The following is a 19,647-nucleotide window of genomic DNA, read 5'->3' as shown; positions in this document are numbered from 1 at the left end:
GACTTTCACGCAGGATCTGTCTACGTCCCCCGCCCGGCTACGGGCGGGGGATTTGCCTTGTGGTGTGTGCTATTTCCGGACGGTGCGGTCACGTTCCAGTCGAAGCGTCTGCGACGGTGATTCGCCATAGCGATCGCGGTAGAGGATCGAGAAACGGCCGGGGTGCAGGAATCCCCACCGCATCGCGATATCGGTCACCGTGGCGGTTGTCGGATCGGCCGCCAGCAGGTCGGTCCGCACGCGCCGCAGTCGTACATCGCGCAGGTATGCCATCGGTGTCGTGTCGTAGTAGCGGCGGAAGCCGTCCTGGAGCGTGCGTGTGCTCACGCCGATTGCCTCGGCGATGTCGTCGATGGTGAGGGGTTCATGGGCGTGGGCTTCGATGAGGTCCGCGGCCTGCGCGATGGGCCGGGCCACGGTCGGCTGTGGTCGCCGGTCGAGCTCGTCGCGGTAGTTGTGCGGCTGGCAGAGCAGCAGCTGGCTGACGAGGAGCCCTTCGAATTCCCGGACAGGTATGGACTCCGGGATCTCGGCCGAGCCGACGGCATCGGTCAATAGCTTGAGCAGCCCGCTCCAGGTGCGGCCGGCCGGGGTCGTGAGATCCATCCGCGGGGTGAATGCGAGGGGCGTGGTCGGTTCCCTTCCGAGCTTCTTGCGCAGCACGTCGTGAACCGATGCGCGATCCAAGCGCAGCAGCAGTTGCCGATTCGCCCCTTCCCACGACATCGATACCCGCGGTCCGGGTTCGAGTACCGAGGCCACTTCCGGTGTGGAGGTGAAACTTTCGGCTCCAACGGTGATCGTGGCGCGACCGACGAGCGGGACCTGGACGAGGTAGAAGTCGTCGAGGTCGCGTGGGTCGATGCGCACATCGGTGCCGTACTCCAGGTAGTACACGCCCACGCTGTTCCAGCGCAGGCCGTTGAAGTGTGCGTCGAGTCCGGTACTGCGGCTCAGCGGTGACAGCCGGTGGTCGCAAAAGGCCTGGCCGACGGTGTCGCGTACGACGTCAGGGTCGCTGGAGGCCGCTAGGCGGTATCGGCTGAGCGGGCGCTCATCATCGTTCATGCTTCCTCCAGGCGGCACACGCGCACATATCGTCTTGTTGACCATCGTCATGATTGCGCGTTACCAGTTTGTGCTATTCCAGCGTCATGCGTGTCAAGAACCGGTGGATCGACGCTGTGCGGACAAGCTCCGCGTTTGCGGGATAGCCGACGATCCAGCCGCTCCTTACCGTGACTCGGGTCACATTAGCGGGTGTTGTTCGGAGGGCCGCATGTCAACCTCAATCTCACTGTCCACGAAAACGGCGATCGTCACAGGTGGCGCCACCCTGTTCGGGACCGGTGTCGTCGCCGAGCTCGTCGCCGCGGGCGCACAGGTGGTGGTAGCCGATATCGACGAGGTGGGCGGCGCTGCGGTTGCCGAGAAGTTCGACCGGGCCGCGTTCGTCCGGACCGACATCACCAGCGATGAGTCCATCCGGCGTTGCGTCAGCGCGACGGTCGAGAGGTTCGGATCGCTCGATGTCCTGGTCAATCTGGCCTGCTCGTACGGAGACGATGGCGCCGACACCGACCGGGCAACCTGGTTGCGGACCCTGGACGTCAATGTGGTCAGCGCGGTGCTGTTCGCTGCCACCGCCCGTCCCCATCTGGCGCGGAGTCGCGGAGCCATCGTCAACCTGAGCTCGATTTCGGCGAAGGTCGCGCAGGCCGGTCGGTGGGTATACCCGGCAAGCAAGGCCGCTATCGCCCAGGTCACCCGCAACATGGCGTTGGATTACGCCGCTGACGGTATCCGGGTCAATTCGGTGAGCCCGGGCTGGACCTGGTCGAAGATCATGGACGAGCTTTCCGCCGGCGACCGCGCGCACACCGACTCCGTCGCGGCGCCCTTCCACGTGCTCGCCCGTACCGGCGACCCATCCGAGGTGGGTCGTGTGATCGCCTTTCTTGCCTCCGAAGCGGCGTCGTTCGTCACCGGCGCCGATTGGGCCGTCGACGGCGGCTACTCCGCTCTCGGCCCGGAGCAGACGGTGAGTGCCATCCCGCGACTCGCCGCCGAGAGCGCTCCGGCGCACTGACCCGAACCCGAAAATCGAAGGAACACAATGCGTACCATCACCATCATCGGTGCCGGTCAGTCCGGCCTGCAGCTCGGCATGGGTCTGCTGGATGCCGGATACGACGTCCGGATCGTGTCGAACCGCACCCCCGAAGAGATCTTCACCGGCCGGGTGACCTCCAGCCAGTGCATGTTCGGCAGCTCGCTGGCCCGAGAACATGCGCTCCGTCTGGATTTCTGGGCCCAGGGATGTCCGGATGTGGACGGCATCGCGTTCACCGTTCCCGACGACAAAGGGGGTAAGGCGATCTCCTGGGCGTCCCGGCTGGACCTTCCGGCGCAATCTGTCGACCAGCGGGTGAAGATGCCACGCTGGATGGGCGAATTCGAAGACCGCGGTGGTCAGCTCGACATCCACGATGCCGGCCTCGACGACCTCGAGAGATATGCGCGCGAGTCCGACCTGGTGCTGGTGGCGGCGGGCAAGGGTGACATTGCCCAGATGTTCGAACGTGACTCGGCCCGTTCGACATTCGACCGACCGCAACGGGCGTTGTCGCTCACGTACGTGACCGGCATGGCACCCCGCGAACCGTATTCGGCGGTGTCGTTCAATATGGTTCCCGGAATCGGCGAGTACTTCGTATTTCCGGCGCTGACCACGACCGGGCCGTGCGAGATCATGGTCATCGAGGGTGTGCCCGGCGGTCCGATGGACTGCTTCGGTGGTGTCACCGACCCGCACCAGCACCTCGAGACCGCGAAGAAGATCGTCGACACCTACCTGCCGTGGGAGGCCGAACGTTGCCGCGACCTCGAGCTCACCGACGACCTCGGCGTGCTCGCCGGTCGCTTCCCACCCACCGTGCGCCGGCCGATCGGTGTGCTTCCTTCGGGAGCTCCCGTGCTGGGCATGGCCGACGTCGTCGTGCTCAATGACCCCATCACGGGGCAGGGATCCAACAACGCCGCCAAATGTGCCGCCTCCTATCTGGCGAGCATCCTCGAGCACGACGAGCGCCCCTTCGACCGGCAGTTCATGCACGACACGTTCGAAAGGTATTGGGACTACGCGAAGTACGTGGTGGCCTGGACCAACGGGCTACTGGTTCCCCCACCCGAACACGCGCTGGCGATGTTGGGCGCGGCCGGAACGAGTCCGCGTATCGCTCGTCGCTTCGCGAACGGTTTCGACGACCCGCGGGACTTCTTCCACTGGTTCATGGACCCCGACAGCGCGCGGTCGTACCTCGACGACCTCGCCCCGGCGGCATGAACGCCCGGGAACCCCACCGTTTCGCCATCATCGGGGCAGGACAGGCCGGAGCCCTGCTGGCGTTGGGGCTGCGGCGCCACGGCTGCACGGTGACCTTGATCGGCGACCGCCACCCCGACGAGGTCCGGACCGGTTCGGTGCTGTCGAGTCAATGCTTGTTCGGGTCGGCCCTACGGGTCCTGAGCCGTATCGTCGACGTCGAGGAAGATGCCCCCGCTATTGCCCGTCTTGCACTGAGCATCGACGGTGTGGGGGAAGTGGTTTCGGCGTTCGAGACTCCTGCGTACTCGATCGACCAGCGTGTGGCCTGCGCCGCCTTGATCGAGGCGTTCATCGCCGAGGGCGGGAGCTTCCACGTCGAGGACGTCACCGTGGAACGTCTGGATTCCCTTGCGGCACACCATAGTCTGACCATCGTGGCGACCGGTGCCGGAGACCTGGGACGGATGTTCGTCCGTGATCGGGTGCGGTCGCCGTACGACCGTCCGAAGCGGGCGCTGGCCGTGGCGTACGTGCGCGGACTGCTGCCCGACGACTCCGGCGCCGACCTCACCATCTCGGTGATGCCGGGGGCAGGGGAGGTGATCACGCTGCCTGCGCTCACCACCTCCGGCCCGTGCTCGATCCTGGTCGTCGAAGCGATCCCGGGCGGACCGATCGATCGCTTCGACAACGTGAAGACACCGGAGGAGCATCTGCGACGATGCGTGGAGGTCCTCGACGACGCGTTTCCGAAGATCGCGGCCCGCGCCCGCGACATCGAGCTGACCGATGACGGCGGTGTGCTGCGCGGCCGGTTGACGCCCACGGTGCGACGGCCGGTGGCCTTCACCGCGTCCGGACATCCGGTGCTGGGCCTGGCCGACGCGGTGGTGCTCAATGATCCGCTGACCGCGCAGGGCGCGAACAACGCTGTCCATGCGGCAGGTATCTACCTGGATGCGGTATTGCGGCACGGCGCGAAGGCGTTCGACACCGAGTGGATGCACGAGGTATTCGAATCCTTCTGGCGCAACTGGGGGCGGTGGTCCGTGGCGTGGACCAACCGCATGCTCACCGAGATCCCCGAGCATGTACTGGATTTCGTGCGGATCGCCGCGGACGAGCCGGCGGTGGCCGGGCTGTTCGCGGCTGGATTCGACGACCCGAGCGCCGTGCACGACTGGTGGTTCGACCGGTCCGACGCCGAGCGCGTGCTCGATGTGGTCCGGTCCGAATCGACTGCGGTCGACCCGCGGGCCTTGCGAAATGCCCTCGGGCTGTACGCGACCGGTGTCACGGTCGTGACCGCACGCGCACCCGACGGCCGCAAGGTCGGGGTGACCGCCAACTCGTTCACCTCGGTCTCGCTGGATCCACCGCTGGTCGCCTGGTGCCCGGCCAAGAAGGCGCCGAGTCTGCCCGACCTTGTCGCGGCGTCTCATTTCGCCGTGAACGTGCTCGCCGTCGACCAGCACGAACTCTCCCGGCAGTTCGCCACGCCCGCGCCGGACAAGTTCGCCGGTGTGGCCCACCACGACGGTATCGCGGGAGTTCCATTGCTGGACAACAGCATCGCCCGCTTCCAGTGCCGGACCGTACAGCGGGTGGAAGCCGGTGATCATGTCATTTTCATCGGCGAGGTCGAGCAGTTCGACACCTGTCATGGTCAGCCGCTGGTCTTCCACTCCGGGGGTTACCGAATCGCCGCCGATCATCCCGACTTCTCCTGAACGACAGGGGCGCTCATCCACCGATCGTCCGGGCGGCCGTGGTTGCCGTCGCGTGGCCACCACCTTGTCGCATGATGTAGATTGTTCGTGACGATCGAAATGTTGACTCTATATAACTGCTGCCGCAGTTCGTACTGCCGGCCACGCTCTGAACGGACGGATCGATGCAGACCGAAACCCCGACCACATCCGCGATCTTCACTGCGGCGGTCACGCTGACGCCGACCGAGCCGCAGCACTTCGATCTGGCCTTCGATGCCATCACTCAGCCATGTCCATGGCCCAAGGCGTACGGAGGCGATCTGGTGGCTCAGGCGGCGGCGTCGGCGATGCGATCCGTGACCGATGGCAAGACGCTGCATTCGATGCACAGTTACTTCCTCCGCCCTGCCGATATCGGGGCGGCAGTGCGCTACGAGGTCGAGTTGCTGCGAGATGGGCGCGGCTACAGCACCCGCCAGGTTCGGGGTTATCAGAACGACAGGCCGGTCTACGTCTGCCTGGCAAACTTCGCAGCTGGTGAATCCGGCGGCACCTTCGCCGGGCACATCGCGACTCCCGTCCCCGATCCGGACGAGTTGCCCAGCTCCGCGCGATATCTCGCCGACCGTCACGGCGGGACCATGACCGATGAGTCGAAAACCTACTGGTCCGAAGGCCGGAGCTTCGACATGCGCCACGTACCGGGCCCGGTATACCTGACGGTTGAAGGAAAGAAGGCACCGCACCAAGCGGTGTGGGTGAAACCATTCGACCCGCTTCGGCCGGTCGACGGCCTCACCGATACCCAGCGTGACCTCGCCGCCCTCGCCTACGTCTGTGACTACACCATCCTCGAACCCGTCCTGCGAGTGCTCGACCTGCCATGGGCCCGGCCCGGCCTGGTCACCGCCAGTCTCGACCACGCGATGTGGTTTCACCGCCCCGGCCGGGTCGGCGACTGGCTGCTCTACGTACAGGAAGCGGTCGCCGCTGACGCCGGGCGCGGCGTCGGAATCGGTCGCTTCTACGACCGCGACCAGCGTCACCTGGCAACTGTCTTGCAGGAGGGAATGATTCGCGCCTCGTGACCCGGGGGACGTATGGTGCAAATATGACGACAGGGCTGGAAGTGGTGCCGAATGTGCGCGGACGAGAAGCTCGCCTCGCTCAGTTGATCATCACCATCTTCGGTCTGTGCGCGCGTGCCGAAGGCAACTGGCTGTCCACGGCGTCGGTGATCGCGCTGATGGGAGATCTGGGAGTAGATGCCCAGGCGGTCCGATCCTCCATATCACGGCTCAAGCGACGCGGCGTACTACTGAGCGAGCAGAACGCCGGTGCGGTCGGATACTCCCTGTCGGAATCGACGCTGGAGGCGTTGGCCGAAGGCGATGTGAGAATCTTCCATCGCGCCAGGGCATCCGAGGAAGACGGTTGGATTCTGGTCGTTTTCTCGGTGCCCGAGTCGGAGCGCGAGAAACGCCACGCGCTCCGATCGAGCCTGACCCGGCTCGGCTTCGGCACGGCGGCACCGGGCGTCTGGGTCGGCCCCGGAACACTGGCCCGGGAGACCCGTCAGATGTTGGACCGTCGCGAGTTGTCCGGCTACGTCGACATGTTCACCGGCCGCCACCTCGGATTCGGTGACATGCGCGCGAAGGTGCGTCAATGGTGGAATCTGCCAGAGCTCACTCAGCTGTACACAGACTTCCTCCAGCGGTATCGGCCCGTCCTCTACCAGGTCACTGCGACGAATATCGCCCCGCAGGAAGCGTTCCAGCTCTACGTCCCGATACTGACCGAATGGCGCCGGCTGCCCTACCGTGACCCCGGTCTCCCATTGTCACTACTGCCCCCGGCATGGAACGGGGAGGCCGCCGGCACCTTGTTCGACGAACTGAACGAGGCCCTGGCCATACTCGCCCAGAAGCACGCGCTGGCCGTGATTCATGGGCAGCGCACGAAGAGGCGGGGCGCGGTGAGTAAGGAGCGCTGAGCCCCGACGCAGGTCTATCCGTATGTTGGGCTGCCGCGTCGCAACCGATCTCGACCGGCGTCGACTCCTGCTCGATCAGCTTTGGTCGATCGCCGCGCGCACGCCGCCGGCGTAGGCGCCGTCGGCCCGGATGAGGCCGATGGTGTTGGACGGTTCCCACAGCTGTCCCAGGGCCGGCCGGGCGCCGTCGCGGTCCTGGGGTGCTCGCGCCGGTGAGCACAATCAGCAGCAGGCCCACACAGTTGACGATGACATCGCGTTCTGTGGCCCGCCACTTTCTTCGCTGCGTCGAAATCGGATGGCGCTGCGGCAATTTCGCCGGCGCGGATCGACTGCGAGTCGATGACCGCCGCGGTCGGATCGGATTCGCGTCCCGCGGCGCGACGACAGCGGTCTGCTACGGACGCCAGGTATTCAGCACGCGCTCCAGCCCATGGCGCAAGGGAGTCAGATCGTCGGGTGCGCGGGTGAATCGATCGAAGATCAGGCCGTCGAGCAGTGCGACGATAATGCGGGCGTCCTGATCGGGGTCGTCGGAACCGGCTGCAACGGCGATCGGCCTGACCGCACGCCACATCGCGGCAGCGCCGCTGCTGACGGCGGCTCGAACCGCAGGATTCCGGGTGCCTTCCAGTAGTACCTCGTACCTTGCGATTTGGTGGATCGGGTCACTTTCGATCCATTCGACGAGAGCTTGCTGAAGCGAGTCGTAGTCCGGCTCCGGTGAGCGTCGGGCCAGTACCAGCATCAGCTCGTGCATGAGGTCGGTCAGGCGCTTCTCGTCGAGTTCGGCGAGGCGCTCGACTGCGGCAACCACCAGATCGTTACGGGTACCGAAGTAGTAAGTGACAGCCCCATGCGGTACGCCGGCGGTCTCCTGCACCGACCGGTGCGTGACCGCTGCGAGGCCCTTCGTGCCGATCACCTGAATCGCGGCGTCGAGCAGTCGGGCGCGGCGGTCGATGACATCTGAACTCTGTCGCATGAGGTCAGTATCCCATCCACTCTTGACAGCCCTAGTAAGTAGGTCTACAACTGTAGCAAGAACTACTACGAGTGTAGTAAAGCAGGCTGGTTGCTGAAGGAGTATTGGTGGCGATACCACAGAGGATCTTGATTGTCGGTGGCGGGATTGCGGGATTGACGTTTGCTGCCGCTTTGAAGCGTCACGGCGCTTCCGCTGATGTAATCGACCTCGCGCCTGAATGGCGCCCGGTCGGCTCTGGAATTGCGATCGGATTCAACGGAGTTCTGGCCTTGAACTCCATTGGATTGGGGAATGCGGTCCAGGAGCGTGGGGTTCAGCTCAACAGCGTGACTCTCCTGGACTCGGATGGAAACCGCATGAACGGATTCCGGTTCGGCTCCGTGGCGGATGTCTATGGAACGTCGACCACCGGGATACACCGCGGGGCGCTGCACGACGTCCTCGCCGGCTCGCTCGAGAATAGTCCGCGACTCGGGATCACTGTGACCGCCTTGAGGGAGCTCGCCGAGGGTGTGGTCGCGGAATTCAGCGACGGGACCAGCGCGGAGTACGACCTCGTCGTCGGCGCCGACGGGCGAAACTCAAAGGTCAGGAAACTGGTCTTCGGAGAGGTTGATCGCCATTATGTGGGCTACTCCGCGATTCGGGTGGTTATCCCGCGACCGCAGGGGTTCGAAGGTATGTGTGAACTCTGGGGTAGTGGTCGGAGAATGGGGATACTTCCAATCGGTGAAGATCTTCTGTACTCGTACTCTACTTTTCTTTCCGCTCGCGGCGCAGTGCGTGATCCGTCCGAGAACATGAATCTCCTGCGTGAACTGTTCGGCGATTTCAAGGGACCGGCCAGGTATATCGTGGACTCGAATCCCGATGAGGATGCGATCCATTACGGCGATATCGAGCAGGTAGTCCTGCCCAAATGGATCTCGCGGCGAGTAGTTCTGATCGGGGACGCAGCGCACGCCATGACCCCCGACCTCGGGCAGGGCGGTTCCATGGCGATCGAGGATGCGATCACACTGGCTCGAATTCTGGTCGACTCGACTGAAGTTCCGGACGCGTTGCATCGCTTCCAAACCAGCAGGTACAAACGAGTCCGGGATATGCAGCGCAAATCTCGTCAGTACGGATGGATGGTTCACAGGCGCACTGTACCCGCTCTTGCCATTCGTCGACGTGTTGTCGAGAGGTTTGAATCGGATCATCTCGCGCGCACCACGGTTGCCAGCTTGATAAATCCAGTAGCCTGAACACTTAGGAATGGCGATGATCATCGAACTGGCCGAGGATGTATACCAGATTTGCGGGTATCCGAGGCACTCTATCAACTCCTACGTAATCGACGGCATTCTCGTCGATGCCGGAACGAGGTACAGCGGCCGACGCATACTACGTGATATAGCGCGTTTTGATATTCGGGCGCATGCGGTAACGCATGCGCATCCCGATCACTTCGGGGCGAGCAGGCGAATTTGCGAGGAATTGGGAATCCCTTTATGGGTCGGTCATGCCGATGCTGCAGCGGTCGAGACGCTCGGGCTGATGTACGACCGATTTCCGGATCATCCTGCTCCCAGGATATTGAGCCACCTCCAGGGCGGTCCGCCGGCGGCGGTCGACAGGCGGCTTCGTGAGGGTGATCGGGTCGGGAGTTTCGAAGTCCTCGAAGTTCCTGGACACACGGTTGGCCACTTGGCGTTCTGGCGCGAGTCGGACCGAACTCTTCTGCTCGGCGATGTTGCGAGCGGCCACCATCCGTTCACGGGAGTCCGCGGATTGCGGGAACCGTTCGAGTTCTTGACGGCGGATCCTCGGGGCAATCGCAAATCCATTGCCAGACTGGCCGGGCTCGGTCCGGAGTTGGTCTGCTTCGGGCACGGGCCGGCATTGCGTGATGCCGACAGGTTTGCCGATTTTGCGGCTGCCCTCCAATAACCGCAAAGAATCATTCGCAGGGAAGGAAGTTGTGACGTTGGATATCCAAGATATCAACAAGGATGTGGTGGTGCGCCTCATGGAGGCATTTTCTGTGGCAAACCACGGATTGCTCGACTCCCTCATGTCCGACGACTATATTCAGCATAATCCGACGCCCAACGGCCGTGAGCCGGTCAAGCGCATGGCGGACATCCTCCAGACTGCATTTCCCGATGGGCGGATGGTGATCAACGATATTGTTGCCGAGGGCGATAAGGTTGTCGCCAGAATTTCTATGACAGGTACGCACACCGGGCCACTCATCGGTATAGCTCCGACCGGCAAGCACGTCGAAATGACTTCGATTGATATTTGGCGGATCAAGGACGGAATCTGTGTAGAACACTGGGACGAGATCGACCGGGTAGGTTTGCTCCGTCAGATCGGTCTGAAAGCGATTCTTCGTGCACTCTTGAAGAGCGGCAGCCGTCGCCAGATACTCTCTTTCGCGCGTGAGCAAGGGATCATGCGGCGCTGAAAGGGGGGCTCGATCGGCGCGCTGATCGTCACGACTTTACATTCCGATGCGCGGAAGGCTCTCGCGCTCATTCGAGATTCGCAATCGTATTCATTATCGAGAAATATGAGAGAGGTTGAACATGAATTTTCCTGGTCCCATCCGGACGTCGAGCGGAGCGCTTCTTCCCTTTGTCGCTCTGCCTCAGACCGAGATTCTGACGGTAAACGTCAATGGAACGCCGCTGATCAGGGATGCACTAGGCTCCGGAGTGCATTTTCAGCCCCTGCGACTGGACGTTGAAGCCGGCGTATGGCTGGTGTTGGCGACCTTCTCGCCCGGTGCGGTGATTCCACTCCACTATCACACCGGTATTGCTGAGGTCTATACCTTGTCGGGCAAGTGGTATTACCTCGAATATCCGGAACAGCCACAAACGGCCGGCTCCTACCTTTTTGAGCCCGCAGCATCCACACATACCTTTGTCTGCCCTGAATCGAACACCGAGGACACAGTTATTCTCGTGCGTGTCGAGGGTGCCAATGTCAATTTCTCCGAGGATGGAAGCTACCACTCGATCCTTGATGCTGCGGCGCTTCGCTACCTGACGGAGGAACTGGCCAAGGCCCAAGGCTTGGGACCTGTGGACTTTATCTCCGGGGGTACCGCCGAGAACGCCCTGAAATAGGGAGTCGGTAGTGACTTCGATTTCACGCCGGGCCTCGGCCCGGCGTGATTCGGTTCGGATTGGGATTGCCCGATCGTATCCGGTTCGGTGGGTGTGGTTGAGCGGCCCAGTGAACCTTATGTGCTGAAATGATCGATTCGATGGGATCGACCGTGCGCGCGTTGCTCTCTGAGATCCTCGTGTCGGCGCAATTCGCGTCCAACTGTTCTTCGCCGGCCGCACCGTCGCCGGCTTCAGCCTCGGAGCCCTGAGCGCGGGCCGCCCAGATCTGGCGGGAGACGCGCTGCGGCAAACGGTCGAGCTGGTTGTCGGCGGATCCGTACGCGCAGAGGTGAATACGATGCTGCCCCTCGAACAGGCCGTTCGGGCGCATCACCGCGTCGAATCGGGCGCGACCATCGGGAAAACCGTTCTCGCCGTGTCGTAGTGCCCGGGTAGCCAGTCGGCCGTTGCGCCCGTGTCGCGGGGAACGATCTCCGGGGTGGTCGCCGGTGCTGGTGCATGGTGGCAGGTGGGCAGATGCCGCGAGCCGGATCTGTTGCACCACAGGGTTTTCGCGTTTTCGGCGTTCCCGGCCTCGCTCGGGGACGGCCGTGGTGGCGACGAGGGATGCCGAGCTGCGATTCGTCGCCGATCTCGTGCCGTTGTCACGCCCCGGACTTCTCCTCCCGACTGTGCATGGTGGCCAGGCGGGCGGAGGCGGCCAGCCGGACTTGCTGCACCATATGGTTTTCGGCGCCTTCGGCGTCGCCGACTTCGAGCAGGGCCAGCAACCTGGCATTGGAGTCCACGGCCTGTGCGGCCACTTTCGGGTTCGACCACACTGATTGTTCGATGGGGATGGGGTGACTCTCCCAGATCCACTGCAGGTGCCGGGCGATGATGGAGCGTCCGCCGGCGCGGGCGATCTGGGCGTGGAACTGCCGGCTGGCGGCGGCCATTCGCGAGGGGTCGCCCGCATCGAGCGCGGTGCGCAGTTCCCCGTGGATTTCGTGTAGCCGCTGCACTTCGGCGGGGGAGATCGAGGTGGCGGCGAGCCGAGCGGCCAGGCCCTCGACGGCGGCACGCAGCAGATACAGCTCTTCCATTTCGCCGGCGGCGAGTTCGGCGACCTTGGCGCCGAAATTCGGCTCGTAGACAACCAATCCGACCGATTCCAGATTCCGCAGGGCCTCCCGCACCGGCGTAATGGACACGCCGAGGCGTTCGGCGACCTTGTCCTGCAGGATCGGCGTGCCGGGAGACATTGCGCCGCTGAGGATTTCCGACCGGAGCACGTCCTGAACGTAGCTGGCGCGGCTGCCGGGCGGTTTGACCTTGGCGTAGGTCGGGGCGGATCCGGTGGTACCGGTGTCGGGCTGTCCCGTTCCGGTTGCGGCCGATGCGCTGCGCCGTGCCATCGAGTCGGGCCTCCTGTTTCTCGTGTCGCCGTCTGTCCTGATCGTAGTGCCTCCACGGACCCCTTGACGCCTCATCTTATAACTTATAAGTTAATGCCATGATGTGTCCTGAGTCACTGAAAGTGGTGGACGCGGCGACCCTGTTCGCCGGGCCCCTGGCGGCGACGATGCTGGCGGACTTCGGCGCCGACGTCGTCAAGATCGAACACCCGCGGCGCGGAGACCCCAGCCGCGGTCACGGAGCGAGAAAGGACGGAGTCGGGCTCGTCTGGAAACAGCTCGGCCGCAACAAACGCCCGATCGGCGTCGACCTGTCGGCGGAGCAGGGGCAGGCCATCGCGCGGGCACTGCTCGCCGACGCCGATGTGCTGATCGAGAATTTCCGTCCGGGCACCCTGGAGCGCTGGAATCTCGGGCCGGAGGTGCTGCACGAGCTGAACCCGCGCCTGGTGATCGCCCGCGTCACCGCTTTCGGGCAGTTCGGGCCGCGCTCGCACGAGCCCGGCTTCGGCACCCTCGCCGAGGCGATGAGCGGATTCGCGGCCATGACCGGCGAGCCCGACGGGCCGCCGACCCTGCCCCCGCTGGCGCTCGCGGATGGAATCGCCGGGCTGGCAACGGCTTTCGCGATCATGGTGGCGCTGCGCGGGCGTGAGCGCACCGGCCGCGGCCAGGTGGTGGACCTGGCCATCATCGAACCGATCCTGATGATGCTCGGCGCGCAGATCACCACCTACGACGCCCTCGGCGTGGTGCCGCGCCGCACCGGAAACCGGTCGGACAACAATGCGCCGCGCAATATCTACCGCACCCGGGATGGCCGCTGGCTGGCGGTTTCGACCAGCGCCCAGTCCATCGCCGAGCGCGTGATGACCCTCGTCGGTCGCCTGGATCTGGTGGCACAGCCGTGGTTCGCGAGCGGCTACGGCCGCGTCCAGCACGTCGACGAGGTCGATGGTGCGGTGGCGAGCTGGATCGCCGACCGCGACGCCGCAGAGGTCGTCCAGGCGTTCACCGAGGCGCAGGCGGCGATCTCCCCGGTGTACGACATCGCCGACATCTTCGGCGATCCTCAGTACAAGGCGCTGGAAACCATTGTGCGACTGCCGGATCCGGAACTGGGGACGGTGGCCATGCAGAATGTGCTGTTCCGGCTGTCGGAGACCCCGGGCGCAATCCGCTGGCCCGGGCGGGCACCGGGCCAGGACACTGACGATGTGCTCGGAGCCCTCGGCTTCGCTGCCGAGCAGATCGAGGCCTGGCGGGAAGCCGGAGTCGTCGCATGAGATACCCGGGTACCTGGCTCTATGTCCCTGGCGATCGGCCCGACCGGATGAGCAAGGCCATGGTCTCCGGCGCGGAGGTCGTGGTGCTCGACCTGCAGGACGCCGTCGCAATGTCGCGCAAACAGCAGGCTCGTGCCACGGTGGCCGAGTTCCTGACCGCGGCTGAGCCCGCACCGTGGGCGCCGCGGATCCACGTGCGGGTCAACAATGTTCACACCGAGACCGGGCGGCGTGATCTCGACGCCGTCGCCGGGCTGCCCGCGCTCGCCGGCATTCGTCTCCCGAGGGTGGAAGCACCGGCCGATATCGAATCGGCCATCCGCGTCGTCGGCACGGGTGGGGCGGGAGCCGGTTTCCACTGCCTGATCGAGACGGCGGCAGGTGTCGAGAACGCCTATCGCATCGCCGCCATCCCGGGCGTCGCCGCGATTTCGCTGGGGGAGGGCGATTTGCGGGCCGAGCTGCGTGCTCTCGACGAACAGGCGCTGGAATGGACGCGCAGCCGCATTGTGGTGGCCGCGGCCGCGGCTCAGCTGCCACCGCCGGCGATGGCCGTGTTCGGAAACATCAAAGACGCTGCGGGGCTGCGGGAGTCGTGTGAGCGGGGACGTCGACTGGGTATGCGCGGCCGCGCCGCGATCCACCCCGCTCAGTTACCGATTATCGCGGAGGCGTTCGCGCCGACGGCCGCCGAGGTCGAGCAGGCCCGGCGCATTGTCACCGAGGCGGATGCCCATGCGGGCGGATTCGCCCTGGACGATGGCACATTCGTCGATCAACCGGTCGTGGCCGCGGCCCGGCTGACGCTCGAATGGGCCGAAAGATATCAACCCTCCAGTGCACGAGGACGTGACCATGAGTGATCACCCCACGTCGGATCGGTCTCCGGCCTTGATCGAATTCTCCGACGTTGCAATGACATTCCGCGACACCACACGCTCCTTCCGCGCGATCGAGGGGCTGTCGCTGTCGATTCCGCGCGGCCAGTTCTGCTGTGTCGTCGGCCCCAGCGGATGCGGCAAGTCCACGCTGCTCAATATGGTGGCCGGGCTGTTGGAGCCGACCCGCGGTGAGGTTCGTTACGACGGAAGAACCGTGACCGGAGCCAACACGCGCGTCGGCTATGTCACCCAGAAGGACAATTTGCTGCCGTGGCGAACGGTGCGCGCGAATGTGCGGTTGCCCCTGGAAGTGCGCGGCCTGGGCAAGGCCGAGACCGACCGTCGCACCGACGAAGTGCTCGATCTGGTCGGGCTGGCCGGGTTCGGTGACGCGTATCCGCGCCAGCTGTCCGGCGGTATGCGCAAACGCGTCACCCTCGCCCGCACGTTGGTGTACGAGCCGGAAGTGATTCTCGCCGACGAACCCTTCGGGGCCCTCGACAGCCAGTTGCGTACGGTGCTGCAGGGCGAACTGCTCGATCTGCGTTCGCGCACCGATGCCACCGTGCTGTTCATCACCCATGACCTGGGTGAGGCGATCGCGCTGGGCGACCGGGTGCTGGTGATGAGCGCCCGGCCCAGCCGTGTCCTGCTGGACGAACCCGTCGAGCTGCCCCAGCCCCGCGACGTGTTCTCCGCACGCTTCGCACCCGAATATGCGCGCCTGCACGAAACCCTCTGGGCGGCATTGAGCCCCGAGGTCGAGTCGGGAGTGTCGGCATGAGCACCGCCGCAGCTGTCCCCACTGCCGCGATGGGCGGGCAGGCTCGCGCGATCGATGCGGACTTCGACGCCCGTTATCGCCGGAACCAGCGCACGCACCGGCTGGTGGTGTCCGTGGTCCGGATCCTGATCGTCCTCGCGCTGCTGGGCGCGTGGCAGGGACTGTCAGGACCGGTCATCGATCCGTTCTGGGTGTCCTCGCCGCGGGCGATCGGAGAGCGGCTGCTCGAGTGGACCCGCGATGGCACCCTGGCCTCGAATGCGCGAGCGACCCTGCTGGCCATGGCCATCGGCCTGGCGCTCGGTTCGACCGCCGGAATCGCCGCCGGATTCCTGCTGGGCCGCATCCGATTCCTCGGCGATGTGCTCAATCCGTTCATTATCGCCCTCAACAGCCTGCCCAAACTCGCGCTGGCGCCGCTGTTCATCCTGTGGTTCGGCATCGGCCTGCAGGCCAAGGTCGTGATGACCGCGCTGGTGTGCTTCTTCCTCGTCTTCTACAACACCTTCGCCGGTGCCCGGGATGCGGATTCCGAACTGCTCGGAGTCGTCACGGTGCTCGGCGCCAACGGCCGGCAACGGCTGACGAAAGTGATTCTGCCGCACACGATGTCGTGGATCCTGACCGGAATGCGGCTGGCCGTGCCGTATTCGCTGCTCGGTGCGGTGGTCTCCGAGATCACCGCGTCCAACGAGGGATTGGGCCACCTGCTCAAGACCTCCGCCAACACCTTCGACACCGCGGGCACGTTCGCCGCCATCGCCGTGCTCGTGGTGGTCGCACTGCTGCTCAATATCGCGGTGACCCGCGCCGAGAGCCTGAGCTCCCGGTGGAAATGAGAGAGATCGCCATGTCAACCAGAACCAGACTCGCGGCAGTCGTCGCCGCGCTCGCCCTCATGGGGTCCGCCGTCGTCGGCTGCGCTGGGGGCGGGACGAGAGTCACCGGCTGTTCGGGGCAGACGGTGAAGATCGGCCAGTCCACGGTCGGCAATCTGCAATACGCGGCACTGTATGTCGCACAGGACAAGGGCTACTTCGGCGAGGGCGGGCTGAAGGTCGAAACACTGGAGATGGGTGGGGGTTCGGAGGCCATCCAGGCCCTGGCGGGCGGCAGTGTGGACGTCGCACTGACGACCTTCGCCGCGATCCTCAGCGCGGCCGAACGCGGCGCGCCGCTGGTGGCCTTCGCCGCCACCGCTGATCGCAACACCGCCGACGTCGGCGTGAAGAACCGCTTCGCGCCGCCCGGCGCCGTGGATCTCGACACCGCCGTGCGCGCGCTGCGCGGACACCGGGTGGCTGTCACCTCGGCCGGCTCGGGAGCCGACCAAACCCTGCGGTATCTGCTCCGGCATGCGGGGATGAATCCCGACTCCGATGTGACCATTGTCGCCGCGGGCGGTGCGGCCGAGACCGTCGCCGCCTTCGCCAACGGCTCGGTCGACGCCTACATCATCGGGCCGCCGGCCTCCCTGGTGGCCGCCGAGCGCGGAGACGGGCGCGTCATGCTGCGCCTGGCCTCCGGCATCGCCCCCGACCTGGACAATCTGCTCTATGGCGTCGCGGCCACCAGCAACGCCACCATGAACCGGAAGGAACCGGTGATGCGCTGCTTCGCTGTCGCGCTGAACAAGGCCGACGCCTTCATCCACGGCCGGCCGGACCAGGCCGCCGCCCTGCTGCGATCCCGCTTTCCCGAAATGACCGACTCACAGTTCGCGCAGAGCTGGGACCCGATCGTCAAGGCCACGCCCGCCACGGCGGCCATCAACCCCGGCGAAGCCGCCAAGGCGGCCCAATTCGTGAGCACCGTTCTGAACAAATCCGGCATCGACGCCACCAAGGCCTACGACGGCCGCTTCTCCGAGGACCTGAAATGACCAACCACACCACCGATTCCGTCGCCGAACTGCGGACCGTCGCCGGTGCCCTCGCGGGTCTGCGCACCATCGAACTGGGACAGCCGCTCGAGAACGGCATGCCCTGCTCACCCAGTCACCCGGGCTTCCGGATGGCCCTGCTGCGCAGGCACGGCGACCGGGTGAACGCCCAAGGCGGATCGGGCGCGAACGAACTCATCGTCACCGGAGGCCACGTCGGCACCCACCTGGACGCGCTGTGCCACGCCGCCATCGACGGCCGCATGTACGGCGACGTGGACGCTCACGCGGCCAGCGTCGGTGGTTCGTTCACCGTGCACGGCGTGGACACGGTAGCGCCGTTCCTGTGCCGCGGTGTGCTCGCCGACATCCCGAAACTGCTCGCCGTGCCGCGGCTCGAATCCGGATTCGGTATCACCGCCGAGCATTTGCGCGCGGCGTTCGGTGACACCGTTCCGGGCGTCGGCGACGTCGCGCTCATCCGCACCGGCTGGCCGCAGCTCTATCACGACCCCGCCGCGTACATCGGTCACGAGACCGGCGTTCCCGGTATCACGGCCGAGGCCGCGGAATACCTTGCCGACACCGGGATCCGGGCCGTCTGCAGCGACACCATCGCCACCGATCAGATCCTGCCCGGCATCGGTCACGCGGCGCTGCCCGCACATGGCGTACTGCTGGTAGAGCGCGGCGTGCACATCATGGAGGTGCTGACGTTCGAGGAACTCGCGGCCACCGGCGTACAGGAAGTGCTGTATCTGGCTGTGCCGCTGAGAATTACCGGTGCCACCGGATCCCCGATCCGGCCGCTCGCGCTGATCCCGGGGGAGGTCGGCGATGCTTCGTGAACTGTCCGGGGCGGTGGCTGATTGGGCGCACACGGCCTACTCGAAATCCGAAGTGCCCGAGTCGGGCCACGCGGCGGCGGGCGAGCACTTGATCGACACGGTTGCCGTCGCGATCGCCGGAATCGGCGAGGCCCCCGTCGATTCCATCCGACGCGCCACCCGCGCTCGCGGTGACACCGGCCGGCTCGCCCTGGTCCTGGGCACGGCCGCACACGCGCTCGACTACGACAACGCCCAGACACCGTCGCTGGTGCACCCCGGCTGTGTGATCGTGCCGACGGCCATCGCCATCGCGCACGAAGGACCGGGCAGCGGTGCCCACGATCTGCTGCGGGCGATCGCGATAGGGGAGGAGATCAGCCTCTGGCTCGGCGAAACCGCTGTCACCGATGGCAATTCCATCCTCTTCGAGCGCGGATTCCATCCCACGGCGGTGTGCACGCCAATCGGCGCGGCGGTGACCGCGGGCCTACTGCGCGGCTTGGCCCCGGAGCAACTCGCCCACGCGATCGGGACCGCCGCCTCGCTGTCCGGCGGGATTCTCGAAGGCAACCGCACCGGCGGCCAGACCAAACCGATGCACGCCGGATTCGCCTCCACCGCAGGCGTTCTAGCAGCCGAGCTGGCCGCCGCGGGCGCCACTGCGCCGCCGACCGCGCTGGAAGGACGATTCGGATTCCTGCAGGCATTCCTCGGCGTCGATCCGGCCGAGGTCCGGTGGCCAACCGAGACCGCCGGCGCGTGGCGAATCGAGTCGGTAACGACGAAGCCATACCCTACCAACGGGTTCACCCATTCCTCGATCGACGCCGCACTACAACTGCGGGCTCAGGGATTCCGCCTCGAACCCGGGGCGGCGCTGCGAATCGGGGTGGCGGAACCGGTGCTGCGGACCATCGCCTTCCCCGAGGCCGTGAAATACGCGCCGCCCACGGCCTACGCCGCGCGCTTCTCCGGTCCGGTGGTCGTCGCAATGGCCTTGCTCGGCGGATCGGGACTCGGCGTCGGACTCGCGGACTTCGACGGTGAGAACGCCATGGACGAAAGGATTCTCGCTGCCGCCCGGCGTGTGCGGTTCGAAGCCGACCCCGAGGCCACCGCCGCATTCCCCGATCGCGTCGTGGCCTTCGCAGTCGGCATCGACAGCGAGGGCGGGCAATACCGCGTCGACATCGACACCGGGCGCGGCAGTCCCGGTAACCCGCTGTCACAGCGCGAACTGCGCACAAAGTTCGACGATTGTGTCATGCCGCGACTGGGCACGGCGACCGCCGCCTTGTGGGAGACCCTGCGGGCGAGCATCAACGGCGACGACACGGCCTGCGCTGCCGTGATCTCCACCCTCGCCGAACATTTCGGCTGAGCGCCACCCCCGAATTCGACCGGCCGCCCCGCCGCACCCGACCGGGTCGCGGCGTGA

The 19,647-nt window shown here is 65.5% G+C and carries 20 protein-coding genes; 17 read left to right on the top strand and 3 right to left on the bottom strand.

Features of this window, described 5'->3' with window-relative positions:
- Positions 1-69: 69 nt before the first annotated feature.
- Positions 70-1,068, bottom strand: a complete 999-nt coding sequence (locus tag ACFXKA_RS35250) for an AraC family transcriptional regulator (protein WP_379430626.1) — start codon at positions 1,066-1,068, stop codon at positions 70-72.
- A gap of 37 nt (positions 1,069-1,105) precedes the next feature.
- Here ACFXKA_RS35250 and ACFXKA_RS35245 point away from each other — a divergent pair, with 37 nt between their 5' ends.
- The 5 genes from ACFXKA_RS35245 to ACFXKA_RS35225 all read left to right on the top strand — a co-directional run bounded on the left by ACFXKA_RS35245 (position 1,106) and on the right by ACFXKA_RS35225 (position 7,036).
- Positions 1,106-2,089 (top strand): SDR family oxidoreductase, encoded by a 984-nt coding sequence (locus tag ACFXKA_RS35245; RefSeq protein WP_379430625.1) that lies wholly within the window; start codon positions 1,106-1,108, stop codon positions 2,087-2,089.
- 27 nt (positions 2,090-2,116) lie between these two features.
- Positions 2,117-3,346 (top strand): styrene monooxygenase/indole monooxygenase family protein, encoded by a 1,230-nt coding sequence (locus tag ACFXKA_RS35240; protein ID WP_379430624.1) that lies wholly within the window; start codon positions 2,117-2,119, stop codon positions 3,344-3,346.
- Positions 3,343-5,058, top strand: coding sequence for a flavin reductase (locus ACFXKA_RS35235; protein WP_379430623.1), 1,716 nt, complete (start codon positions 3,343-3,345; stop codon positions 5,056-5,058). The genes ACFXKA_RS35240 and ACFXKA_RS35235 overlap by 4 nt, the downstream gene beginning before the upstream one ends.
- A gap of 164 nt (positions 5,059-5,222) precedes the next feature.
- A complete protein-coding gene (locus tag ACFXKA_RS35230; RefSeq protein ID WP_354845726.1) occupies positions 5,223-6,128 on the top strand; it encodes an acyl-CoA thioesterase domain-containing protein in 906 nt (301 codons plus the stop codon).
- A 23-nt stretch (positions 6,129-6,151) separates the two neighbouring features.
- Positions 6,152-7,036 (top strand): PaaX family transcriptional regulator C-terminal domain-containing protein, encoded by an 885-nt coding sequence (locus ACFXKA_RS35225; protein ID WP_379430622.1) that lies wholly within the window; start codon positions 6,152-6,154, stop codon positions 7,034-7,036.
- Between the two features lie 397 nt (positions 7,037-7,433).
- On the opposite strand, the gene ACFXKA_RS35220 is transcribed toward ACFXKA_RS35225, so the two are convergent.
- Positions 7,434-8,021, bottom strand: a complete 588-nt coding sequence (locus ACFXKA_RS35220) for a TetR/AcrR family transcriptional regulator (protein ID WP_379430621.1) — start codon at positions 8,019-8,021, stop codon at positions 7,434-7,436.
- A gap of 107 nt (positions 8,022-8,128) precedes the next feature.
- Here ACFXKA_RS35220 and ACFXKA_RS35215 point away from each other — a divergent pair, with 107 nt between their 5' ends.
- The 5 genes from ACFXKA_RS35215 to ACFXKA_RS35195 all read left to right on the top strand — a co-directional run bounded on the left by ACFXKA_RS35215 (position 8,129) and on the right by ACFXKA_RS35195 (position 11,573).
- Positions 8,129-9,274: an FAD-dependent monooxygenase gene (locus ACFXKA_RS35215; RefSeq protein WP_379430620.1), complete on the top strand. Its 1,146-nt coding sequence runs from the start codon at positions 8,129-8,131 to the stop codon at positions 9,272-9,274.
- Between the two features lie 16 nt (positions 9,275-9,290).
- The gene (locus ACFXKA_RS35210) at positions 9,291-9,959 is read left to right on the top strand and encodes an MBL fold metallo-hydrolase (protein ID WP_379430619.1); all 669 of its coding nucleotides are present in this window, start codon (positions 9,291-9,293) and stop codon (positions 9,957-9,959) included.
- 31 nt (positions 9,960-9,990) lie between these two features.
- The gene (locus tag ACFXKA_RS35205; protein ID WP_379430618.1) at positions 9,991-10,479 is read left to right on the top strand and encodes an ester cyclase; all 489 of its coding nucleotides are present in this window, start codon (positions 9,991-9,993) and stop codon (positions 10,477-10,479) included.
- A 121-nt stretch (positions 10,480-10,600) separates the two neighbouring features.
- A complete protein-coding gene (locus ACFXKA_RS35200) occupies positions 10,601-11,146 on the top strand; it encodes a 2,4'-dihydroxyacetophenone dioxygenase family protein (RefSeq protein WP_379430617.1) in 546 nt (181 codons plus the stop codon).
- A gap of 190 nt (positions 11,147-11,336) precedes the next feature.
- Positions 11,337-11,573, top strand: coding sequence for a zinc-binding dehydrogenase (locus ACFXKA_RS35195; RefSeq protein WP_379430652.1), 237 nt, complete (start codon positions 11,337-11,339; stop codon positions 11,571-11,573).
- Positions 11,574-11,793: 220 nt separating this feature from the next.
- On the opposite strand, the gene ACFXKA_RS35190 is transcribed toward ACFXKA_RS35195, so the two are convergent.
- Positions 11,794-12,546 (bottom strand): GntR family transcriptional regulator, encoded by a 753-nt coding sequence (locus ACFXKA_RS35190; protein WP_379430616.1) that lies wholly within the window; start codon positions 12,544-12,546, stop codon positions 11,794-11,796.
- A 98-nt stretch (positions 12,547-12,644) separates the two neighbouring features.
- Here ACFXKA_RS35190 and ACFXKA_RS35185 point away from each other — a divergent pair, with 98 nt between their 5' ends.
- Genes ACFXKA_RS35185 through ACFXKA_RS35155 form a run of 7 tightly spaced genes read left to right on the top strand, consistent with a single transcriptional unit; the run spans position 12,645 to position 19,590 of the window.
- Positions 12,645-13,832: a CaiB/BaiF CoA transferase family protein gene (locus ACFXKA_RS35185; protein WP_379430615.1), complete on the top strand. Its 1,188-nt coding sequence runs from the start codon at positions 12,645-12,647 to the stop codon at positions 13,830-13,832.
- Positions 13,829-14,695 carry an HpcH/HpaI aldolase/citrate lyase family protein gene (locus ACFXKA_RS35180; RefSeq protein WP_379430614.1) on the top strand — a complete coding sequence of 289 codons (867 nt, stop codon included), beginning with the start codon at positions 13,829-13,831 and terminating at the stop codon, positions 14,693-14,695. The genes ACFXKA_RS35185 and ACFXKA_RS35180 overlap by 4 nt, the downstream gene beginning before the upstream one ends.
- The gene (locus tag ACFXKA_RS35175) at positions 14,688-15,497 is read left to right on the top strand and encodes an ABC transporter ATP-binding protein (RefSeq protein WP_379430613.1); all 810 of its coding nucleotides are present in this window, start codon (positions 14,688-14,690) and stop codon (positions 15,495-15,497) included. The genes ACFXKA_RS35180 and ACFXKA_RS35175 overlap by 8 nt, the downstream gene beginning before the upstream one ends.
- Positions 15,494-16,336: an ABC transporter permease gene (locus ACFXKA_RS35170; protein ID WP_379430612.1), complete on the top strand. Its 843-nt coding sequence runs from the start codon at positions 15,494-15,496 to the stop codon at positions 16,334-16,336. The genes ACFXKA_RS35175 and ACFXKA_RS35170 overlap by 4 nt, the downstream gene beginning before the upstream one ends.
- A gap of 11 nt (positions 16,337-16,347) precedes the next feature.
- Positions 16,348-17,379 carry an ABC transporter substrate-binding protein gene (locus ACFXKA_RS35165; RefSeq protein WP_379430611.1) on the top strand — a complete coding sequence of 344 codons (1,032 nt, stop codon included), beginning with the start codon at positions 16,348-16,350 and terminating at the stop codon, positions 17,377-17,379.
- Positions 17,376-18,227: a cyclase family protein gene (locus tag ACFXKA_RS35160; protein WP_379430610.1), complete on the top strand. Its 852-nt coding sequence runs from the start codon at positions 17,376-17,378 to the stop codon at positions 18,225-18,227. The genes ACFXKA_RS35165 and ACFXKA_RS35160 overlap by 4 nt, the downstream gene beginning before the upstream one ends.
- A complete protein-coding gene (locus tag ACFXKA_RS35155; RefSeq protein WP_379430609.1) occupies positions 18,217-19,590 on the top strand; it encodes an MmgE/PrpD family protein in 1,374 nt (457 codons plus the stop codon). The genes ACFXKA_RS35160 and ACFXKA_RS35155 overlap by 11 nt, the downstream gene beginning before the upstream one ends.
- The last annotated feature ends 57 nt before the right edge of the window (positions 19,591-19,647 follow it).

Origin of the sequence: Nocardia sp. NPDC059228 (genome assembly GCF_042754245.1) — a bacterium.
Classification (GTDB): Bacteria; Actinomycetota; Actinomycetes; order Mycobacteriales; family Mycobacteriaceae; genus Nocardia.
Note: the sequence above shows the minus strand (reverse complement) of the source record. Positions and strands in the feature narration are given on the sequence as shown.